General features: G+C 66.2%; 17 protein-coding genes and 2 tRNA genes. 13 read left to right on the forward strand and 6 right to left on the reverse strand.

The genetic code is table 11. From position 1 onward, the window contains the following. The first annotated feature begins 193 nt into the window (after window positions 1-193). The 3 genes from rocF (at window position 194) to OXS49_RS18885 (ending at window position 2,213) form a co-directional block, all read left to right on the forward strand. Window positions 194-1,162, forward strand: coding sequence for an arginase (gene rocF, locus OXS49_RS18875; RefSeq protein WP_267426150.1), 969 nt, complete (start codon window positions 194-196; stop codon window positions 1,160-1,162). Then, window positions 1,162-2,022, forward strand: a complete 861-nt coding sequence (locus OXS49_RS18880; protein WP_267426151.1) for an urease accessory protein UreD — start codon at window positions 1,162-1,164, stop codon at window positions 2,020-2,022. The genes rocF and OXS49_RS18880 overlap by 1 nt, the downstream gene beginning before the upstream one ends. Before the next feature lie 117 nt (window positions 2,023-2,139). Further along, window positions 2,140-2,213: transfer RNA gene (locus OXS49_RS18885), tRNA-Cys, on the forward strand. A 153-nt stretch (window positions 2,214-2,366) separates the two neighbouring features. On the opposite strand, the gene OXS49_RS18890 is transcribed toward OXS49_RS18885, so the two are convergent. After that, window positions 2,367-4,046, reverse strand: coding sequence for a HAMP domain-containing methyl-accepting chemotaxis protein (locus OXS49_RS18890; protein WP_267426152.1), 1,680 nt, complete (start codon window positions 4,044-4,046; stop codon window positions 2,367-2,369). Window positions 4,047-4,562: 516 nt separating this feature from the next. On the opposite strand from OXS49_RS18890, the gene OXS49_RS18895 reads away from it, so the two are divergent. From OXS49_RS18895 to OXS49_RS18920, 6 genes are all read left to right on the forward strand, one after another. Continuing rightward, a tRNA-Asn gene (locus OXS49_RS18895) sits at window positions 4,563-4,638 on the forward strand. Window positions 4,639-5,012: 374 nt separating this feature from the next. Then, the gene (locus tag OXS49_RS18900; RefSeq protein WP_267426154.1) at window positions 5,013-6,017 is read left to right on the forward strand and encodes an acyltransferase; all 1,005 of its coding nucleotides are present in this window, start codon (window positions 5,013-5,015) and stop codon (window positions 6,015-6,017) included. A gap of 89 nt (window positions 6,018-6,106) precedes the next feature. Beyond that, complete coding sequence (locus OXS49_RS18905; RefSeq protein WP_267426155.1) at window positions 6,107-7,264, forward strand: GGDEF domain-containing protein; 1,158 nt, start codon at window positions 6,107-6,109, stop codon at window positions 7,262-7,264. A gap of 481 nt (window positions 7,265-7,745) precedes the next feature. Next, entirely contained in the window at window positions 7,746-8,342 is a 597-nt protein-coding gene (locus tag OXS49_RS18910; protein ID WP_267426156.1) for a cell wall anchor protein, read from the forward strand. A 72-nt stretch (window positions 8,343-8,414) separates the two neighbouring features. Continuing rightward, the gene (locus OXS49_RS18915; RefSeq protein ID WP_267426158.1) at window positions 8,415-8,993 is read left to right on the forward strand and encodes an NAD(P)H-dependent oxidoreductase; all 579 of its coding nucleotides are present in this window, start codon (window positions 8,415-8,417) and stop codon (window positions 8,991-8,993) included. 204 nt (window positions 8,994-9,197) lie between these two features. After that, complete coding sequence (locus tag OXS49_RS18920) at window positions 9,198-9,530, forward strand: hypothetical protein (protein ID WP_244005387.1); 333 nt, start codon at window positions 9,198-9,200, stop codon at window positions 9,528-9,530. A gap of 102 nt (window positions 9,531-9,632) precedes the next feature. Here the strand turns inward: OXS49_RS18920 and OXS49_RS18925 are convergent, their stop codons facing one another. Next, the gene (locus tag OXS49_RS18925; protein WP_267426160.1) at window positions 9,633-10,091 is read right to left on the reverse strand and encodes a hypothetical protein; all 459 of its coding nucleotides are present in this window, start codon (window positions 10,089-10,091) and stop codon (window positions 9,633-9,635) included. A 480-nt stretch (window positions 10,092-10,571) separates the two neighbouring features. Continuing rightward, window positions 10,572-10,787 (reverse strand): hypothetical protein, encoded by a 216-nt coding sequence (locus OXS49_RS18930; RefSeq protein ID WP_243921340.1) that lies wholly within the window; start codon window positions 10,785-10,787, stop codon window positions 10,572-10,574. Between the two features lie 330 nt (window positions 10,788-11,117). On the opposite strand from OXS49_RS18930, the gene OXS49_RS18935 reads away from it, so the two are divergent. Next, window positions 11,118-11,270, forward strand: coding sequence for a hypothetical protein (locus OXS49_RS18935; protein WP_244005393.1), 153 nt, complete (start codon window positions 11,118-11,120; stop codon window positions 11,268-11,270). A 3-nt stretch (window positions 11,271-11,273) separates the two neighbouring features. Here OXS49_RS18935 and OXS49_RS18940 read toward each other — a convergent pair whose 3' ends face one another. After that, window positions 11,274-11,747 carry a hypothetical protein gene (locus OXS49_RS18940; protein ID WP_244005395.1) on the reverse strand — a complete coding sequence of 158 codons (474 nt, stop codon included), beginning with the start codon at window positions 11,745-11,747 and terminating at the stop codon, window positions 11,274-11,276. A 151-nt stretch (window positions 11,748-11,898) separates the two neighbouring features. Then, window positions 11,899-13,149, reverse strand: coding sequence for a phosphoglycerate dehydrogenase (serA, locus tag OXS49_RS18945; protein WP_267426163.1), 1,251 nt, complete (start codon window positions 13,147-13,149; stop codon window positions 11,899-11,901). Window positions 13,150-13,470: 321 nt separating this feature from the next. Between serA and OXS49_RS18950 the strand changes: the two genes are divergently transcribed. After that, on the forward strand, window positions 13,471-14,319 hold the full coding sequence (locus OXS49_RS18950; protein ID WP_244005399.1) for a transglutaminase family protein: 849 nt from the start codon (window positions 13,471-13,473) through the stop codon (window positions 14,317-14,319). Between the two features lie 19 nt (window positions 14,320-14,338). Here OXS49_RS18950 and OXS49_RS18955 read toward each other — a convergent pair whose 3' ends face one another. Beyond that, complete coding sequence (locus tag OXS49_RS18955; protein WP_267426164.1) at window positions 14,339-15,106, reverse strand: Crp/Fnr family transcriptional regulator; 768 nt, start codon at window positions 15,104-15,106, stop codon at window positions 14,339-14,341. Between the two features lie 538 nt (window positions 15,107-15,644). Between OXS49_RS18955 and rpsA the strand changes: the two genes are divergently transcribed. Then, the gene (gene rpsA / locus OXS49_RS18960; protein ID WP_244005403.1) at window positions 15,645-17,357 is read left to right on the forward strand and encodes a 30S ribosomal protein S1; all 1,713 of its coding nucleotides are present in this window, start codon (window positions 15,645-15,647) and stop codon (window positions 17,355-17,357) included. A 489-nt stretch (window positions 17,358-17,846) separates the two neighbouring features. Further along, window positions 17,847-18,809: a signal peptide peptidase SppA gene (gene sppA / locus OXS49_RS18965; RefSeq protein WP_267426165.1), complete on the forward strand. Its 963-nt coding sequence runs from the start codon at window positions 17,847-17,849 to the stop codon at window positions 18,807-18,809. Window positions 18,810-18,849 lie beyond the last annotated feature (40 nt).

Below are 18,849 nucleotides of genomic sequence, written 5' to 3' on the forward strand. Positions count from 1 at the left end.
ATACGACAAGCTCGCCCGCAACTATGCCTCCGCCGTCGCCCTCGCCGCCGTCATCGCCTTCTGGTGCTGATCGAGTCCAGACCCTAGGCCAGCCCCATGTCCGACCGCTCCGCCGTCGCGTCCGCGATGCGTCATCGAAGAGCGGCCCGCCGCCTGCTAGAGCAAAGGGGTACAGAGACCTGAAGGAGACGGGATGACCAGCGAGGCCAGCTCCGGCGGGGATCGCCGCATTGCGCTGATCGGCGCGCCGATCGAGGTTGGGACCAGCGAGGCCGGCGCAGTGATGGGACCGGCTGCCCTGCGCACCGCCGGCCTTGCCCGCGCCCTGTCCGATCTCGGCTGTTCGGTCACCGATCACGGCGATATCGCGCCCGATGGGCCGGTCGGAGGGCGTGGTCTCGCCGCCGTAGCCGCCTGGACGCGTGCCCTGTCGCGCGCCGTCGAGGACGCGCTCGACCAGGGGGCGGTGCCCCTGACCGCAGGCGGCGACCACAGCCTCTCCCTCGGATCGATCGACGGCGTCATGCGTCACTGCGCCCGCCGGGGCCGGCCGCTCTTCGTGCTTTGGCTCGATGCCCATGCCGACTTCAACACGCCGGAGACCTCACCCTCCGGCAACGTCCACGGCATGCCGCTCGCGGCTTTATGCGGCGAGGCGGGCTTCCCGCCCCTGTTCACCGAACCGGCCCCGGCCGCGCTCAGCCCCAGCAACGTCCATCTGTTCGGCCTGCGCTCCATCGATGCCGGCGAGCGAGCCTTGGTCACGGCCCGGCGCGTCGGCGTCACCGACATGCGCACGATCGACGAGTTCGGCGTTGTCGCGCCCTTGCGAAGGATCCTTGCGCAGGTCGCGGAACAGGGCGCGCACCTCCACGTCAGCTTCGATATCGATTTCCTCGATCCCGCCATCGCCCCGGGTGTCGGCACGACGGTGCCGGGCGGCGCCACGTTCCGGGAAGCCCACTTGATCATGGAGATGCTGCACGATTCCGGCCTCGTGCGCTCGCTGGACATCGTGGAGCTCAACCCGTTCCTCGACGAGCGCGGCCGCAGCGCCAAGGTGCTGGTCGAGTTAGCCGCGAGCCTGTTCGGGCGCCGCATCCTCGATCGCCCGACCGTGCCGATCGAGGCAGTGCCCAGCGACCCGGCAGAGCGCATGTGATGCACAATCCTCTCCCGGATGCGGGCCGGGCTGTCGGGACTGCGCCGGCACGCCAGCGCTCGAACGGCCGCGTCCACCTTCGGGCCGGACCGGCAGGCACGCGTGGCCAGACGCGAATCCTCGACCTGTCGGAGGCGGGTCCCGCACGCCTGCGATTCCCGCGGGGGGAGGGCGCCCTGGAAGCCGTGCTCGTGAACACGGCCGGCGGTGTGGCGTGCGGCGATACCTTCTCGATCGGGCTGGACCTCGAACCGGCGGCCGATCTCGTGCTCACCACGACGGCGGCCGAGAAGATTTACCGCTCGGACGGACCGGTGAGCCATATCGAAAACCGCTTGGGCCTGGGGGCGGGGGCTCGGCTCGCTTGGCTGCCGCAAGAGACGATCCTGTTCGATCAGGCCAGAATCCGCCGGTCTTTCGAGGCCGATCTCGCCCTCGGAGCGTCCCTGCTCGCCGTAGAGATCGTCGCCTTCGGTCGCGCCGCCCGGAATGAGCGGATCACCACCGGTCTTTTCCACGATTCGTGGCGCGTGCGCCGGGCCGGCCGGCTCGTCTACGCCGACAACCTCCTGCTCGAGGGTCCGATCAGCAACCTCCTGGCCCGCCCGGGGATCGGCGGTGGCGCGTGCGCCTGCGCGACGCTGCTCGACGTCTCCGACGGGGCCGAGGCTCGCCTTGATGAAGCGCGTGCGCTCTTGGCAGACAGCGATCAGTCCGGGATCGAGGCCGCGGCGAGCGCCTGGAACGGGCATGTCGTGGTGCGCGCCCTCGCGCGCGGCGTCGGTCCCCTGCGGACGCTGACAGCCCGCTTTCTCACACTCTATCGCGGCTTGCCGATGCCGCGGGTTTGGCAGAGCTGAGACGATCCTTCGGAACGACCGCGTCGAAGCCGTTGCCTGCGACCGCCGACCTCTGCTAGAGACGCGCACCCGGAGCTGTCCGCCAAGCTCCGTACGGCGCCTGCGCGCCGTCGGTACGGCCTCGTGGCGGAGTGGTTACGCAGAGGACTGCAAATCCTTGCACCCCGGTTCGATTCCGGGCGAGGCCTCCATCTTCCTATCCGACAACGATTCTCATCCGCGGCCTGCGCCATCGCGGGCCGTATGGTTGTCGGCCTTGGACCGGACACCGTGACCGGCATGGGGGTTGCGGCTCTCCTTTCCAATTGTCCCGAACGCCCGTCGCCGCTTTCTGGGCCGCGGTGTCAGGCGCCGTAAACCTGAAGCATATAGGTCTCGATTGCCTGCTGCAGGTTGTGCGTGCCGGTGTTCACCCGCGCGGCGCTGCCGCGCACCTGGCGGGCCTGGACGTCGTTGGAGGCTGCGGCGGCCCGGACGCCGGCGACGCTCTCGGACACCCTTCGCGCGTCAGCGGCCGCGTTGAAGATGGCGCGCGCGATTTCCTGGCTGGCATTGCCCTGTTGATCGGTCGCTTCCGCGACCTCGGATGCGATCAGGCTCATGCTGGCGATCGTCTGCGCGATCGCCTCAATGGCGCTGGACGTCCGATCGGCGGCGCCCTGGATCGATCCGACCTGGCCGGTGATGCGGTCGGTGGCGAGTGCGGTCTGGCCGGCGAGCGCCTTGACCTCCGCGGCGACCACCGCGAAGCCGCGACCGGCGGCGCCCGCGCGGGCGGCCTCGATGGTGGCGTTGAGTGCCAGCAGGTTGGTCTGCTCGGCAACATCACGGATCAGGGTCACGACCGCGCCGATCTCCTCAGCAGCCTGGGACAGCGAGCGGACCGTCTCCTCAAGACCCCGTGTATCGGCCAGCGCCGTCGATGCGATCTCGCTGGTGTTCCGGACCCGCCCCTCGATCTCGCGGGCCGAGGCCGAGAGCTCCTCGGCCGCGCTTGCGATACTGTCGACGATGCCAGCCGTCTGGCTGGAGGTGTCCGCCACCACGGTCGACTGGGCCGCCACGGCGCCGGCGTTGCCCGAGAGCGTATCGGCCGCCGCCTGCATCGCCTCGACCGATCCCGCGAGATCGGCGACCGCACGCCGCGTCTCGACCTCGAAGTCGTGCGTTGCCGCCGCCAATGTCTCAGCCCGGCAGCGGTCGCGATCGCGCCGGATTTGGGCCTCGGCGTCGAGTTTACTCTTCTCGATCAGCGCTTTCTGGAAGGCGGCGATCGACCCGGCCATCTCTCCGATCTCGTCACGGCGATGCGTGAACGGGATCGCAGGCTCCAGGTCGTTGGCCGCGAGCGCCGTCATGCTGGCCTTCAGCCGGTGCAGGGGATGCCGGACCTGCGTGACGATGATCCCGATCGCGGCAAGCAGCCCCATGGCGAGGGCCAGCGCGGGCACGGAGATCAGCGTGATCCGCGCCTGCCGTCGGTCCGCGGCATCCGCGGCGCGGCGGGCATTAAGGCGGTTCAGCACCTCGCGTCCCAGGAGGCCGATTTCGGCGACCATGTGCTCGCGGTTCTTCACCGTCGCCTCGTCGGTCGCCTGAATGAGGGCGGCCCTGGGCGAGACGGTGAGGCCCAGCTCGGCGGTGTCATTCTGATAGGCGATGAATTCCTTGACGAACAGATCGAAGCGCCTGCGGCGATCCTCCGGAAGCTGATCTTCCATCGCAGCGAGGAACGGCACGCGCACCTGCTCGACGGTGGCCAGGGCCTCATGGAGCGCGGACAAGCGTGTCCGGGCCTCTGTCACGTCCTCCGACGTGAAGAGCGCCGTCGCCTGGACCACGGCATGCTCGATCGCCTGCCCAAGCGCGCCGGCCTGAAGCCCGGCATTCCAGATCTTGTCGGTTTCGGCAGCGCGCTCCTGCTCCAGAGCGGACTGGCGAAGGGCGAACAGCGCGATCCCGACGCCAACGACGGCCAGGAGACCGACGACGACCGAGAGCTTGAGGCCGAGGGATATACGCATTGAGGCTAGGCCGCTTCCGCTGGAGGGCTGAATCAGGGGAGCCATAACGTATTTCAGACGACAACACAGTCGATCATAGCCGGCAAAGACAGAAAAAATTGTTTCATCATGGTCATCAGGCGTACATGCAGGAGATGTATTTTAAATCATTTGCATCAAGACCAACATATTATCGTGTGATGTGATTGCATCACTCTGCGCTACCCAAACTTGCGGTCGCGAACTCTGCATAGTCGCTCAATTCGGCGAACGATGCGGGCGGCGGCTTGGACGATGCGAAGACAGTCGACCCACCGGGGGGGGTGAATCTTGGAACCAAGCCACGGGGCGCCTTGGGTTTGTGGCGTCAGTCCCATGCGGGAGGCTGCCGGCACCATACGCACGCAGGGCTGGCGAGGCGTGTACACTCCGAGGTCGGTTTGGCCGTGCGGCGACGCAGAATGCCGACGTGCATGCACGGATCGTCATCAAACCCCTTGCGTCCGACAGCTGCGGTGTGTAGAGACGCGACCGTGATCCCCGATAGCTCAGTTGGTAGAGCAGGCGACTGTTAATCGCCTTGTCGCAGGTTCGAGTCCTGCTCGGGGAGCCACTGAACTTCCAAACACTCAAGCGATGTCGTTGGCAGCAGATTTCGCTCATGCTGCGGATCCGCGCGACGTAGATCAGGGCGCCGACATCCTGATGGATTGGCGGCCCTGAAGCGTAGGGCTTGGGCGTGCCACACGCACTCGCCCGCCCTCGCGTTCCGCAGGACTGTTCGCCCAGCGACCTCCACCTCAGCCCAGCCGCTTCATGCCGCCCCGTGAACGGATGGGCGACGGTACCAATGTGCCAGTCGGTAGATTACACCAGCGAATTGGACTGTATTATCATTTCATATCATATAGACCATAGGTCCCACATTATAGACACTAATCCCCGAAGCGGAAGAGTCGCACGTTGTTATTTCCAGGTTTCTTCCGCTTGTGCCTTGCCCTCGTGGTCGTGGTGCAGCATTTCAGCCGGCTGAGCCTCGGCGACGCTGCTGTATGCTTGTTCTTCGTACTAAGCGGCTACTGGATTTACGTAATGTGGGAGAAGCAATACTCCTACACGCGAAATAAATATTTTACATTCCTGACATCAAGATTCTGGCGTATCGTCCCGACGTTCCTCCTGTGTTCGGCCATTACGTTCGCGCTGTATCCCCGTCTCATTCCCACCGAATTCGCAGCGATCGCATCCAGTCTCTTCGTGATCGGCTACAGAAATCTGTCGCAACTGCCGATCGTTCCGGCCTGGTCGCTCGACATCGAACTTCAGTTTTACATCTTGTTCCCACTTCTCTTTCTGCTCTTCCACAAAGTCGATCGCCGCATTGCGGTCGGTGGTCTGGTTTGCTGGTCGGCGATCTCCGTCGCGATTTTGTATTATAGAAGCGGCGCCGTGATGACGGAACCGCTTCCACAGATCCTGGTCTTGTTCATGATCGGCGCTGCTGCGGCCCGGTCGCGATGGGTTCCCCCGCGGGCCCTGACCCTAGCTTCGGCCGGGCTCACCGTCGGAATGCTGGGCCTGGGCCTGAGCGTGCCTGCGCTGCGCGACATGATCCTGGGCGGGAGCAATGCGGGCGCCAATTTTGTCTACAATCCGGTCTTCAACTTGGTTCTTGCGTTGGCGGCGGTTCCGCTCGCGCTATCGACAGTTCACGTGAAGTCGTCCAAGCTGGATAGGGCTTTCGGTGATCTGTCCTATATCGTGTATCTGATGCACTGGCCGGCCTTCATCTTCGTCCACAACAACTTTGGCGAACTTCCGCCGCTGCAGCGGCTACCCTACGCCCTCCTGGCGCTCGGCGTGGTCTTCATCGTCAGCGTCGCCATCTGGATGCTGTGGGACCGGCCGATCAACCGAGCGCGTCACGCCTGGGTTCGCGGCCGCATGAGGCTGGGCCCCGTGAATCAGGGGATCGGACAGCCGGCGGCCTGAGGGGGAACGCCGTGCCCGGTCGACGATGTGAGCCGATCCGCTGGCGATGACGGCTTCAATCTTTGCGGTAGAAGCGCGATAAACAGGCGATGTCGCGCCGATTCGGTTATGAGTCCGAAACAGACAGCTTGTTCATCGCCCTCGTCGATGAACTCGCGACAGGTCTGTTTCCGGCCGCCATCATGGCGGCAAGTTATTGCGGCGTTGCAAGCTTCGTCGCGTTCAAAGCCCAGTCTCCGGTCTTGTGGGTCATTGCCGCAACCGGCACGCTGATCGGCGCTTCGAAGTGCCTGGTCAAACGGCGTCATCAGCGCGCCCTGCGGGATCGCCCGTGGGACCGCCAGCGCGCCGCCCGGTGGGAGATCGTGAACGCCGCGTTCACCTTCGGGTTCGCGTTGCAGATTGGCTGCGTTGCAGCGTGCGGGTTCCTCGCCGCCGACCCCGCGCTCCCGGTCCTCGTGACCGGCCTCGTGTTCGGGTACTGTTCAGGGGCGGTGACGCGCACCGCGTTCAGGCCCCGGATCGCGGGGATCGCCATCTGCATCGCAACCGTGCCCGCCATCCTGGCATCGGCCGCCCGGGGCGATTCGACCAGCATCGCGATCGCGACGGTCTTTACCGTTTTCCTGTGCGGCGGGCTCGAAACGATCCGGTACCTCTATTTGAACACGCGGCGGCAGATCATCCTGCGGCACGACATGGCGACGCTGGCGAAGAACGACCCGCTGACGCGTCTGCTGAACCGCCTGGGTCTGCGCGAGGCGTTCCGCGGCGTGCTTGCTGAGGCGGGCGGGAACGCGATCGCCGTGCATTGCCTGGATCTGGACGGTTTCAAGCCGGTCAACGATCAGTATGGACACGCGGCCGGCGATGAGCTCCTCCAGGCGATCGCGGATCGGCTGCGGGCCGTCGTACCGGCCAAGGCGGCGGTCGCCCGGGTCGGAGGCGATGAGTTCGTGATCGTCCAGGGACCGATTCTGCAGCCGGATGAGGCCGCGCATCTCGCCCAGCGCATCGATTTCGCAATCGCTGAACCGTATCTCATCCAGGGTCGGGAGGTCCGCGTCGGGACCAGCATCGGTTTCGCGACCGCGCCGCCGGGCTCGCTCGAACTCGATCCGCTCATGGCCGCCGCCGATGCCGCGTTGTACCGCGCTAAGGCGAGCAAGTCCGACGCGACGGTTCGGCGAGCGGCCAAGCGGGCGGACAGCGTCCTTCCCGGCCTGCACGCGAACCCAGTATCCTGAGTCGGCCCTGCACGGGTCGTGCAAAGGCACCGCCTCTGGATCGCGCCTCGCCGCCACACAGCGCAAGGCCGCTTGTGTTTCTGTCCGCATCCGGATGGATTTCGGCCTCGGTTTGCCAGTTGCCCACGTAATCCTGATACGGCTCGGTCTGCACGTTCTTGCTATCGAACCCGCGCTCATCGCTGTGGAGCGACGGATCGCGGTGACTGCGCACCCTCGTGTCCGGCGGAACGCCGTCCGGCAGGTCCGACATGAAACCGGTCCCCGATCCCTTGCTTCGCCCACCTGCCCTTGTTCGCCGACGCGCGCGCGGTGGGCCCGACCGTGTCGGGTCGATGCCGGTTGGGTCTCCGTGGCCGGCAGGATTTGCCGCGCTGCCGATTCTGCCGCCCTGGCGGTTGGATACGGGCCTGAAATCAAAAGCAAATTTCTGGAACGCAACATGCCTGACAGAATCGCAGCAACGGTTCGAGGGCTGAGCATGTCGGTGAACGCGGTATCGGGAACGTCTCTGAGGCACGACCTCGTCAGCGCCCTGCGGCAAGCGCGTGCGGCCGGCATCCAGCCGATCGACGCGAGCGGCTACAGCACGGCAAGTCAGGACACCGGCAGCACCCAGGGTACAGGCGCCAGCACCACCGCGCCGACGAGCAGCGCCGCCACGAGCCCGCCTCTGTCCAGCGACCTGATGGCGTCACTCCTCCAGCTGCAATCCGATTTCAGCCAGATGGGCTTGCAGACCGGCGTGACGGCAGGGTCGGACGCGGACAACGCGACGTCGACATCCGGCGCCACGGATGCGGGCGAGGCCGCGACGAGCTCGGCCCCGGTCCATCATCATCACGGACACCATGCCCCTCCGCCCGAGCCGGACGCTGCCGGGCAGGCCGGAACGTCAACCGACGCGACGGACGCGTCCGCGGACACCAGTGCTGCCACGGGCGGATCCTCGACCGGCGGCGATACGGGCGACGGCCTGCAATCCCTCCTGCAGCACGTCACGAAGGCGATCGCCGCCTACGCCATGGGCGGCCCCGTCGGCATCGCGGCTTCCGCACTGACGAGCTCGAAGGCCTGAATCATTTCCAGGTTGAAGCAGCCTGGAGTGACGCGCCTGTCGCTGGCATGATCGGCGTAGTCGGAGGTCGTCATGCCCCTCACCGTGCCCGTTATCCTCGGCAGCGTTCGCAGCGATCGCATCGGAATCCGGGCGGCGCGTTACTTGATCGCGCAGCTCGAAGCGCGCGGTCATGAAGCCCCCCTGGTCGATCCGGCCGAGCTGAAGCTTCCGCTTCTCGACCGAATGTACAAGGAATACCCGCCCGGTACCGCGCCGGATGAACTGGAACGGCTCGCCATACTCTACCGGCGATCGGACGCCTTCTTGGTCGTGACAGCCGAGTACAACCACGGTGTACCGCCGGCACTCTCGAACACGCTCGATCATTTCCTCGAGGAGTATTATTGGCGGCCGTCGGCGATCTGCTGCTACTCCGCCGGGGCGTTCGGGGGCGTCCGCGCAGCTATGCCGCTGCGGGCCATGCTGGCCGAGATGGGCATGCCGAGCATCCCCGCCGTGCTGCCCATTCCTCGGCTGCAGAATGCCATCACGGAGGCGGGGACCCCCAGTGAACCGCGGCTCGAAGCCTCTGCAGGTCGCCTTCTCGACGAGCTGACCTGGTACGCGGAGGCGCTCGGCGCGCGGCGCCAGCGCGGAACGCCCTATTGACGACGTTCATGTCGGCGCCGCCTGCGCGGCACGCCGTTCGGGTCGAAGACTGACTGAAACGCGGCGGGCGCAGCCTCGAAGACACCGCGCGACGCCAAGTTACGCTGCGATGGCCGAGCCGGTTTCGCTGTTGCAAAAAGGTGGCTGCATGGGCAGCCAAGGTATGACAACTTAACCGTGCTCCCGGAACACGGACAGACTGCGATGAAGATCGACGAACGGGCGCTCCTGCAGGAGCGCGTGCGGACGCTTGTCTTGCGTCATGCCCTTCAAGCTGTCCTCGAACGCCTGACGGCCGCGACACGCGGGGCCGGGCAGGACGTGGAAGCCGAGCTGCTGAACCTGGAGCAATCCCTGGTCGCGACGGCACGCGGCCTGGCCGATCGCGCGAGTGCGCAGAAGCTGGCGGTTCTCGTCGCCGTCGAGGATGCGACGGCAACGATCCGGGCCGCCTTCGACACCGCGCACGACCGTTTGGACCTGCTCGCCCCGCCCAAGCTCGCCCTCGTGGAGACGGCGCCTGCGGTTGCTGCGTAGAGCGGCGCGCAGGTACGCGGCCATCCGGCCTCGCTCGCAGCTTCCGCCGTAACGTGCCCTCTTGCGCGGAACCGGCATTCGGGCAGGCGGAGAGCGACGGGGTCAGGTCAGTGGTCGTGTGATCGCGCCACGGATATCGCCACATCGGAACTCGCGGCCGGTTTGGAGTTCCGAAGCGTCGCGAGGCGTGCTGAGAGCCGGATCAACGCGGCAAGCCCCGACATGAGGAACGCATCTCCGACCGTGAGGACGACGCGTGCGAGCCGATCCGTCTTTATGATGTAGCTGGGAACCTCCACACTGGACGAGAATCTCGGCGATCAGGCCGAGCACCAGCAACGATAAGCCGGCGTCGTGGCACACGGCGTCGATGCCCGCAGCGTGAACGGATTCGCTGCGCGTTCCGCCCCCGAGAAGCCGGCTCATGCCGTTGCGCTCTTCTTGCACCACGCCCCAGCCGATCAGGACGAAGCCCAGCCCCTCGATCGGATGACCGGCTTCCTGGATCGCGCCATGATCCAGATATCCGGCGCCCCAGAGCAGCGATGCGATCTCCCACATGGCCAATGTGAGCGTCAGCGCGATGATCGCATTGAAGACAACGATTGGACAGCGACTGATTAATACTTGAGATGAGATATTTTTATCTATGGCTAAGCAGTACGTTGCGAATTAATTTACACCGAAATGCGAAAGCAACATTAAATCGACACCAAATGTAACGTAAGCTCGTCGGTCATTGCCTGAGCATGCCGTTGCTCTTGGATCGGCGTAATTAAGCAGAACCGCGCGAATACGCCGTGATCAATCGATTCGAGGTCTAAACGCCCGAAACACTCTGCATCTTAAAACGAGCACAGAATGCGAAGCTGTCTCCGCGCAGCCGCTGAAGGCGACGGAGACAGCTGGATCCGAGGCAACACGGACAAAGGGCTTTCGGACGAAGCGATCAGGCTTGACGACGTCCGTTCACCGTCCGTTGCGGCACCGCGCGTCCCAGTCAGGCCGAACCGACGCGCAACGCAGAGTGGTGTGCGCGGCTCACTGCTTCGCGCGGTTGATGATCGTCCAGAGCGCCCGGGCCACCGGCTCGGTAACGGTGCGACGGTACTTGCGGTGAACCAGCTGGCCGTTGTGGAAGACGTCCTGCTCGACGTAGAGCCTCTCCCCATCCCAGCGGACGATATTGTCGGACTCGATCGTCTCTTCGACGCCGAGATCGCCTCGTACGATCGAACTACCGGCCTGGTTCAGCATACGCGCGTCCTCGTTCACGCAGTCGGCTCGCTGGAGAGCGCGTCGTTCCTGCCCATGCCGCGTCCCATGCCGCATGTCGCGGACGGCTCCCCAGTCCGTCAGCATAAGAGGGCGCAGCCGCACACGCCAGGGATGCCGTCGACGCAAGCGGCCAGCCGTAACAAAGACCTGACGTGCGGATGCCTCTTCACGCCCAGCCGTCATCGATGTGCGCAATTGCACCTCGGGTGCGAAGCGACCGTGCGATGTTCTCCCAGCACGCCGGAGGTGCAGGCAGGACATGTCGGCGAGACATATCCCCGGGCCACCGCGTGCGTCACGGAGGCGCTGATGTTGATCCGCCCGTTCCGCTTCGTCGCCCCGGTCCTCGCCGCCCTCGGTCTGATCGGACTGCGTCTGCTCAGCCCGATCATCGGACCGACGACACCCCCGTCCCCCGACGCTGTCGAGGGCGGAGGCGTGGTGTTCCGCCACTATCTCTAACGATCAGCCACGCCGGTTCAGCACGGCTCCGGGGACGGCGCAGGCCGGCTGCGCCGAGGGCCCCAGGACGATATCGCCCTGCTGTGGGTTGTTGACGGTGAAGGGCGCGGTGCCCTGAAGGCCGATGAAGCCACGTCCCAGCTGCGGGACGAAGAGATCACCGCCGAACCGCACGAAGCAGCGGTCGAGTACCGCCTCATAGTCGAAGGTCTGCTGTTCGACCGGCGCCCCGCCGGCCTGCGGGATGCCGCAATACGCCGCGAGATCGATCTGGCCCGGCCGCGCGAGCCGCATCGTCACGGATTGCCCCGGGAGAAGCACCGCGGGCGGGCCGCCATCCTGACGTGCCACCAGAACCAGGCTCGATCGGTTGTAGACCCGGCGCAGGCAATCCGCCGAAGCGGATGATGGGATCGCGGCTAAAGCCGCGAGGGCGAACCCGATGCCGGCCCAGGCGCACCAAACACGCTTCGTCACCGCAAATCCTCCGCCGGACGACCACTCGACCCGTATTGGCCGCGTTCTACTTGAACCGCGGCCGAGGTGACCGCGCAAGACGAACGCGGCAACACCGCGCGCGTTCATCCACGCAGCATCGATATGATCGATGGCGGTGTAAGAACCGTGCTCAGCGCCGCTCGTAGAGCAAACGGGCGCGGATCGTGCCCGGGATGGCCCGGATCTCCGTCAGCAGCACCTCGGCATCCGCATTGGTGGCATCGGTCTCGAGGACCACGTAACCGACCTCGCCATCCGTCTGGTAGAACTGCGCCGCGATGTTGACGTGTCCGCGGGAGAACACGTCGTTCAGCCGGCCCAGCATGCCGGGCAGGTTGCGCTGGACGTGGATGAAGCGCGTGCCGGTCGGCCGGGCGGGAAGCTGCACCTGCGGGAAGTTCACGGCGCCGACCGTCGAACCGATGTCGGAATAGTCGATCAGCTTGCGCGCCACTTCGGAGCCGATGCGCTCTTGAGCTTCCTCGGTCGAGCCGCCGATATGCGGGGTCAGGATCACGTTCTCGATCCCCTGGAGCGGGCTCACGAACGCGTCGGCGTTGGACCCGGGCTCCACCGGGAAGACGTCGATCGCCGCACCCTTGAGATGACCGTCGCGCAGGGCCGCCGCGACGGCATTGAGGTCGACCACGGTGCCGCGGGCGTTGTTGATCAGGATCGCGCCGGGCTTCATCGCCCGGATCTCGGCCTCGCCGATCATGTTGGCGGTGGCCTCGGTCTCCGGCACGTGCAACGAGACCACGTCGCTCTGGGCGAGGAGGTCGTGAAGCGTCTTAGTCGGTTCGGTGTTGCCGTGGCGCAGCTTATCGGTGTGGTCGTAGAATAGGACCCGCATGCCCATGGCCTCGGCGAGCGTCGAGAGCTGCGTGCCGATGTTGCCGTAGCCGACGATGCCGAGGGTCTTGCCGCGGACTTCCAGGGAGCCCACCGCCGACTTGTCCCAGCGGCCCGCATGAGCGCCCACCGAACGCGGCACGATCCGACGCAGCAGCATCACGATCTCGCCGATCGTGAGTTCGGCCACCGAACGGGTGTTCGAGAACGGCGCGTTGAACACCGGGACGCCGCGGTGGCGTGCCGCGTCCAGATCCACCTGATTCGTGCCGACCGAGAAGCAGCCCACCGCCAGCAGCCGGTCCGCCGCCTCGAACGCCGCCGCGTCGAGCTGCGTGCGTGAGCGGATGCCCAGCATGTGCACGCCCTGAAGCGCCTCGTGCAGGGCCTCGCGGTCCAACGCCTTCGGCAGCCGGATCAGATTGGCGTAGCCGGCAGCGCGCATGAGCGCGACGGCGCTGTCGTTGATGCCTTCGAGCAGCAGGACCCGGATCTTGTCCTTTGGCAGGGAGAGCTTTTCGGGTGTCATCGCGATCGATCGTTCGGCAATGGGTGACGGCGACGGGACGGCCGCCGGCCCTGATGGCTGCTCGGCACGGATACGAGTCCGTCCAGTGCGATGCAACAAGCCCGGTGGCTGATCGGCAATGCCGGAGCGGACCGTGTCAGTCCCCGACATGCCGAAGTCCTCGACCCACGGCATCGGCGGCGCGCCGAGCAGGCCGGCAGTCCCGCAGCCGAAACAGCACGCCAGGGCGGAACCAGTCGAAGCTTCGAGCTTTCTAGAACCTTATACTGTTTTACCCTGTCCTACCTGGCGTCGTGCCGACGCCCAATACGGTCTACGCGAATGCATATCCGCACCGGCTTCACGATCGGTTTCGACACGTTCGGCCCGACGCCGATGAACCTGCTCCTGCATGTGCATCCGGAGCGCCGTCCCGACCTGATCACCCCGGAGGTGGTCACCTTCGACCCGCCGGTGCCGGCCCACCAGAACGTCGACGCGTTCGGGAACGTGTCGACCCGGATCGTCGCCCCGGGCGGCCGAATTACGATGAGTGCGGATTTTACGATCGCCGATACGGGCGAGCCGGATGTGGTGGAGCCCGAGGCGCGGCAGATCCCGGTGCAGGATTTGCCGGACGCCGTACTGATGTTCCTGCTCGGCTCGCGCTACTGCGACACCGACAAGCTGTCCCAAACCGCGTGGTCGCTGTTCGGCTCCACACCTGAGGGCTGGGCTCGCGTCCAGGCGATCGTCGACTACGCGCACGAGCGGCTGCGCTTCGACTACCAGCGTGCCGACGCCACCCGCACCGCCCATGATGGCTTCATGCAGCGTGAGGGCGTCTGCCGCGACTTCGCCCATCTGGCCATCACTCTGTGCCGGTGCATGAACATTCCGGCCCGCTACGCCACCGGCTATCTCGGCGACATCGGCGTGCCCAAGGACCCCGCACCGATGGACTTCTCCGCCTGGTTCGAGGTCTATCTCGATGGACCGTCCGGGCCGCGCTGGTACACGTTCGACGCCCGCCACAACCGCCCCCGCATCGGTCGCATCGTCATGGCCCGCGGGCGCGACGCGACCGACTGCGCCCTGACCACGAGCTTCGGCGCGGCGCTTCTGGCGCGGTTCGACGTCCATACCGACGAGGTTCTCGCGACGGCGGAGTCCCTGGCCCAGGCGGCCTGAGGCCGCCTGACGCGCTACGTCAGACCGTTTCGGCCGGCTCGCTTGCGGGCGTGCGATATCCGGTTTGGTGCAGGAACGTCGGGTCGAACTCGGCTACCGCGGCCAACTCGTCCCAATCCTCGATCGTGAGGACACCTCCGCCAAGGGTGACGAGACCGCGTGTCCGCAGCGTCCGCAGAACCCGGTTCAGGTGAACGCTGGTCAGGCCCAGGGCGTCAGCCAGCTCCGCCTGTTTGGGCGCCAGGGGACAGCTCAAGCCGCTCGTGAGACCCATCGCACGCTGGCGCAGGTACAGTTCGCAGAACAGGTGGGCCACGCGGCCAAGGGCCTGCCGCCGACCGAGGCTGGTGATCCGCTCGCGATAGTGGGCGCCGTCGATCAGGGTGTCCCGCCAGAAGATGCCGATGAGATTCGGTTGGTGCCGGAAGACGCGATGAAGTTCGTCGTGGGTGACGAACGCGATCGTGCACGCAGTCAGTGTCGCGAGGTGGTGGTCCATCCGATGCAGATGCAGGCTCTGCAGATCGGGCATGTCCCCGGCAATGTAGAACGATAGGATCTGCCGTTCGCCCTCCGACAACGCGGCGTAGCGCGACACCCAGCCCTGCAGCACCAGACAGCACTGGCCCGGTCGCTCGCCGAAGCGGACGATGTCGTGGCGCGCCGGCAGGGCCCGCACCGTGTGGGACAAGCCCAGGACTGCGGCGCGGTCCGAATCGGTCAGCTCAGCGCAGCTGTCGAGCTTTCGCGCCAAAAGCTCCATCGGCATGGTGTAAGTTGTCGGCATCGAGCGGTCAGGCCTCGAACAGTTCGGTTACGAGACGCCGCGCGGATATACCTCTCGTAGAGGGCAGTGCAGCCCGGACATCGCCAACACTCCGAAGCATGCGCTGCCGCCTCCGTGTAAGCCGTTGCCCAAACGCGGCCGGCAACGACCCGCCCCTGGTCGCCAATGGATCCGTCACGCTTTATCCGTCGCGCGGTAGAGGTACCGCGCTCCCGTCCAAGCGGGCAAGCCTGAGACGCGGCTGCGGTCGCGCCATGCCATCCGAGGCATCAGCGGGTTCGGTTGAACTCTTGACGGTGTTGCTGTATGGCACGCGGGTCTTACCGGACCCGCTCTCGCGCGCTCGTCTTTTCGGCGCGCACGCCGAGCCGCCGGATAGACCGCCCTCGTCATCCGTATCGACGCGTCGGCAAGCCGATCCTTTTGGGACCGGTCGCCTCTCCCGGGAAATGCAGGGTGGGGCCGCGGCGGACAGGGGTGCCTGCAACGCGAGCCGCCGGCGCAACGGGCCTCCGAGGGAGGCCGTTCAGGAGATGGAATGACCGCAGGTACCGCTCTGGGGCATAGCCCGAGCCGCGACGATTTCGCCGCACTTCTCGAGGAGAGTTTCCTCGAACACGAGATTACCGAAGGGTCCGTCGTCAAGGGTCGCGTCGTCGCGATCGAGAAGGACGTGGCCGTCATCGACATCGGCGCCAAGACCGAAGGCCGTGTTGCCCTCAAGGAATTCACCGGTCCCGGCCGGGAAGGCGAGCTGAAGGTCGGCGACGAGGTCGAGGTCTACGTCGACCGCATCGAGAACGCGCTCGGCGAAGCCGTCATCTCGCGCGACAAGGCGCGCCGCGAGGAGAGCTGGGTCAAGCTCGAGAAGTCGTTCGAGAACAACGACCGCGTCACCGGCACGATCTTCAACCAGGTCAAGGGTGGCTACACGGTCGATCTCGACGGCGCCGTGGCGTTCCTGCCGCGCTCGCAGGTCGATATCCGCCCGGTCCGGGACGTCACCCCGCTGCTCGGCACCCCGCAGCCGTTCCAGATCCTCAAGATGGATCGCCGCCGCGGCAACATCGTGGTGTCGCGCCGGACCGTGCTCGAGGAGAGCCGCGCCGAGCAACGCTCCGAACTGGTGGCCAACCTTGAGGAAGGTCAGGTCATCGACGGCGTCGTCAAGAACATCACCGAATACGGCGCCTTCGTCGATCTCGGCGGCATCGACGGCCTGCTGCACGTCACCGACATGGCGTGGCGCCGCGTGAACCACCCGTCCGAGGTCGTCACCATCGGCCAGACGGTCAAGGTTAAGATCATCAAGATCAACCACGAGACGCACCGCATCTCGCTCGGCATCAAGCAGCTGCTCGCCGATCCGTGGGAGGGCATTGCCGCCCGTTACCCCGAGGGCGCCAAGCTCAAGGGCCGCGTGACCAACATCACCGATTACGGCGCCTTCGTGGAGCTGGAGCCGGGGATCGAGGGCCTGATCCACGTCTCCGAGATGAGCTGGACCAAGAAGAACGTCCATCCGGGCAAGATCGTCTCCACCTCTCAGGAGGTCGAGGTCCAGATCCTGGAAGTCGATCCGGTCAAGCGCCGCATCTCGCTCGGCCTCAAGCAGACCCTGCAGAATCCCTGGGAGGGCTTCGCCGAGAAGCACCCGGTCGGCTCCGAGGTCGAGGGCGAGGTCAAGAACAAGACCGAGTTCGGCCTGTTCATCGGCCTCGAAGGCGATGTCGACGGCATGGTCCACCTGTCGGATCTCGACTGGAACCGTCCCGGCGAGCAAGTCATCGAGGAGTTCAAGAAGGGCGACATGGTCCGCGCCCAGGTTCTCGACGTCGATGTCGAGAAGGAGCGGATCTCGCTGGGCGTGAAGCAGCTCGGCGGTGACCCCTTCGCCGAGGCCGGCGAGATCAAGAAGGGTCAGATCGTCACCTGCGAAGTCACCGAGGTGAAGGATTCGGGCGTCGAGGCGAAGATCGTCGACACCGATATGACCACCTTCGTCCGCCGGGCCGAGCTCGCCCGCGATCGTGGCGACCAGCGCCCCGAGCGCTTCGCCACCGGCGAGAAGTTCGACGCCCGCGTCGTGCAGTTCGACCGGAAGGCCCGCCGCGTGCAGGTCTCGATCAAGGCCCTCGAGGTCGCCGAGGAGAAGGAAGCCATGGCCCAGTTCGGCTCCGCCGATTCGGGTGCCTCGCTCGGTGACATCCTCGGTGCGGCGTTCAACAAGAAGCGCACCGACGACGAGTGAGCATCTGACGCCTGCCGCCCGGCCCGTTCGGGCGGCAGATCCAAGATCTCGAACCCGCGTGGGACCGCGTCCTGCGCGGGTTTTTTGTGCGCGGAGGCGTATCGCGTCAGATCCTCTACGATCTGTTTGCCGAGCGGCAACGGGTTACGCCAGCCATGGCGACCCGCACGGAAACGCTGTTCGGCACCGTGAGTCCGCGCTCAGTCTCCAGCGCCTCGACGACCTGCCGCCTGCGGGCGCAGATCGCCGGGAAACGGGTCGGATCCTCAGCTGCGAGGCGGCCTGCGACAGCTCCGCCTTCACGGTTGGCCTGCGGCACCGCAATTTCTTTGCGCGCCCCGTATCCATGCTCGCGGTAAATGCTTAGAACACCGGCCTCACCCGGTTTGGATCGGGTGAGCCGAACGAAACCAAGGACTTGCCCGGCGCGGGGCGTGGCTCCCGCACCCCGTCGAGGGGCCGGCCCGGGGGCTTCAGGGAAGGCACAGTATGGCAGCCGACGCCGAACTGCTGATTGACCGGCGGCGCCTTCGCCGCAGGTTGTCCCTCTGGCGTGTGCTCGGCATCGGCGGCCTGATCGTGGCGGTCGGCGCCCTGGGTTACCGCGTCCGTACCGGCGCGGAGGGCGGTTTCGCCGTCCAGCCCCAGATCGCCCGCATCTCGGTCTCCGGCTTCATCGCCGGCAGCGAGGCCACCGCCAAGCTGATGAAGCGGGTCGGCGACGCCGATGCGGTGAAGGCCGTCATCGTCTCGATCAATTCGCCCGGCGGCACGACGACGGGCTCGGAGGAGATCTTCCGCAACCTGCGGGCGCTCGCCGCCAAGAAGCCGATCGTCGCCTTCGTGGACGGCACGGCCGCGTCCGGCGCCTACATCACCGCCATCGCGGCCGACCACATCGTCGCGCGGGAGACCAGCCTCGTCGGTTCGATCGGCGTGCTGTTCCAGTACCCGGATGTGTCGGGCCTTCTCGACAAGGTCGGCGTCAAGGTCGAGTCGGTGAAGTCGTCGCCGCTCAAGGCCGAACCGTCTGGCTTCACGCCGACTTCGCCGGAGGCGCGCGCCGCCCTGGCGGCCGTGGTGGGCGATACCTACGCGTGGTTCAAAGGTCTCGTCGCCGAACGGCGGGGCATGGATGCCGACCAGGTGAAGACCGTCTCGGACGGTCGGGTGTTCAGCGGCCGCCAGAGTGTGCCCCTGAAGCTCGTGGACGAACTCGGCAGCGAGCGTCAGGCGGTCGCTTGGCTGGAGAGCGCCCGGGGCGTGACGAAGGATCTGCCGGTCAAGGATTGGAAGCCCAAATCGGAGAGCGACTTCTCGCTCTGGTCGGCGGCCGGCATCGGCGCGGATCTGCTCGGCTTCGAGGGCGTGGCGAGCCATCTTCGCACGGTCGGCGCGGAGGCGCAGGCCGCCCGCGGCGGGTTGCTCGCCCTCTGGCGCCCCGAACCCTGAACGGCCGTCGACACAGCGCCCGCCCCGATCCCGCGAGAAG

This window comes from Methylobacterium sp. GC_Met_2 (assembly GCF_026540795.1).
GTDB lineage: Bacteria > Pseudomonadota > Alphaproteobacteria > Rhizobiales > Beijerinckiaceae > Methylobacterium.

What these genes read in the sequence shown, in the direction of transcription:
- OXS49_RS18910 (WP_267426156.1), top strand. Translation starts at nt 7,746, where the DNA reads ATGTCGGTGAACGCGGTATCGGGAACGTCTCTGAGGCACGACCTCGTC.
- OXS49_RS18915 (WP_267426158.1), top strand. Translation starts at nt 8,415, where the DNA reads ATGCCCCTCACCGTGCCCGTTATCCTCGGCAGCGTTCGCAGCGATCGC.
- OXS49_RS18925 (WP_267426160.1), bottom strand. Translation starts at nt 10,091, where the DNA reads ATGTGGGAGATCGCATCGCTGCTCTGGGGCGCCGGATATCTGGATCAT.
- OXS49_RS18935 (WP_244005393.1), top strand. Translation starts at nt 11,118, where the DNA reads ATGTTGATCCGCCCGTTCCGCTTCGTCGCCCCGGTCCTCGCCGCCCTC.
- OXS49_RS18920 (WP_244005387.1), top strand. Translation starts at nt 9,198, where the DNA reads ATGAAGATCGACGAACGGGCGCTCCTGCAGGAGCGCGTGCGGACGCTT.
- OXS49_RS18880 (WP_267426151.1), top strand. Translation starts at nt 1,162, where the DNA reads ATGCACAATCCTCTCCCGGATGCGGGCCGGGCTGTCGGGACTGCGCCG.
- sppA (WP_267426165.1), top strand. Translation starts at nt 17,847, where the DNA reads ATGGCAGCCGACGCCGAACTGCTGATTGACCGGCGGCGCCTTCGCCGC.
- rpsA (WP_244005403.1), top strand. Translation starts at nt 15,645, where the DNA reads ATGACCGCAGGTACCGCTCTGGGGCATAGCCCGAGCCGCGACGATTTC.
- OXS49_RS18955 (WP_267426164.1), bottom strand. Translation starts at nt 15,106, where the DNA reads ATGCCGACAACTTACACCATGCCGATGGAGCTTTTGGCGCGAAAGCTC.
- OXS49_RS18905 (WP_267426155.1), top strand. Translation starts at nt 6,107, where the DNA reads ATGTCGCGCCGATTCGGTTATGAGTCCGAAACAGACAGCTTGTTCATC.
- OXS49_RS18950 (WP_244005399.1), top strand. Translation starts at nt 13,471, where the DNA reads ATGCATATCCGCACCGGCTTCACGATCGGTTTCGACACGTTCGGCCCG.
- OXS49_RS18930 (WP_243921340.1), bottom strand. Translation starts at nt 10,787, where the DNA reads ATGCTGAACCAGGCCGGTAGTTCGATCGTACGAGGCGATCTCGGCGTC.
- rocF (WP_267426150.1), top strand. Translation starts at nt 194, where the DNA reads ATGACCAGCGAGGCCAGCTCCGGCGGGGATCGCCGCATTGCGCTGATC.
- OXS49_RS18890 (WP_267426152.1), bottom strand. Translation starts at nt 4,046, where the DNA reads ATGCGTATATCCCTCGGCCTCAAGCTCTCGGTCGTCGTCGGTCTCCTG.
- serA (WP_267426163.1), bottom strand. Translation starts at nt 13,149, where the DNA reads ATGACACCCGAAAAGCTCTCCCTGCCAAAGGACAAGATCCGGGTCCTG.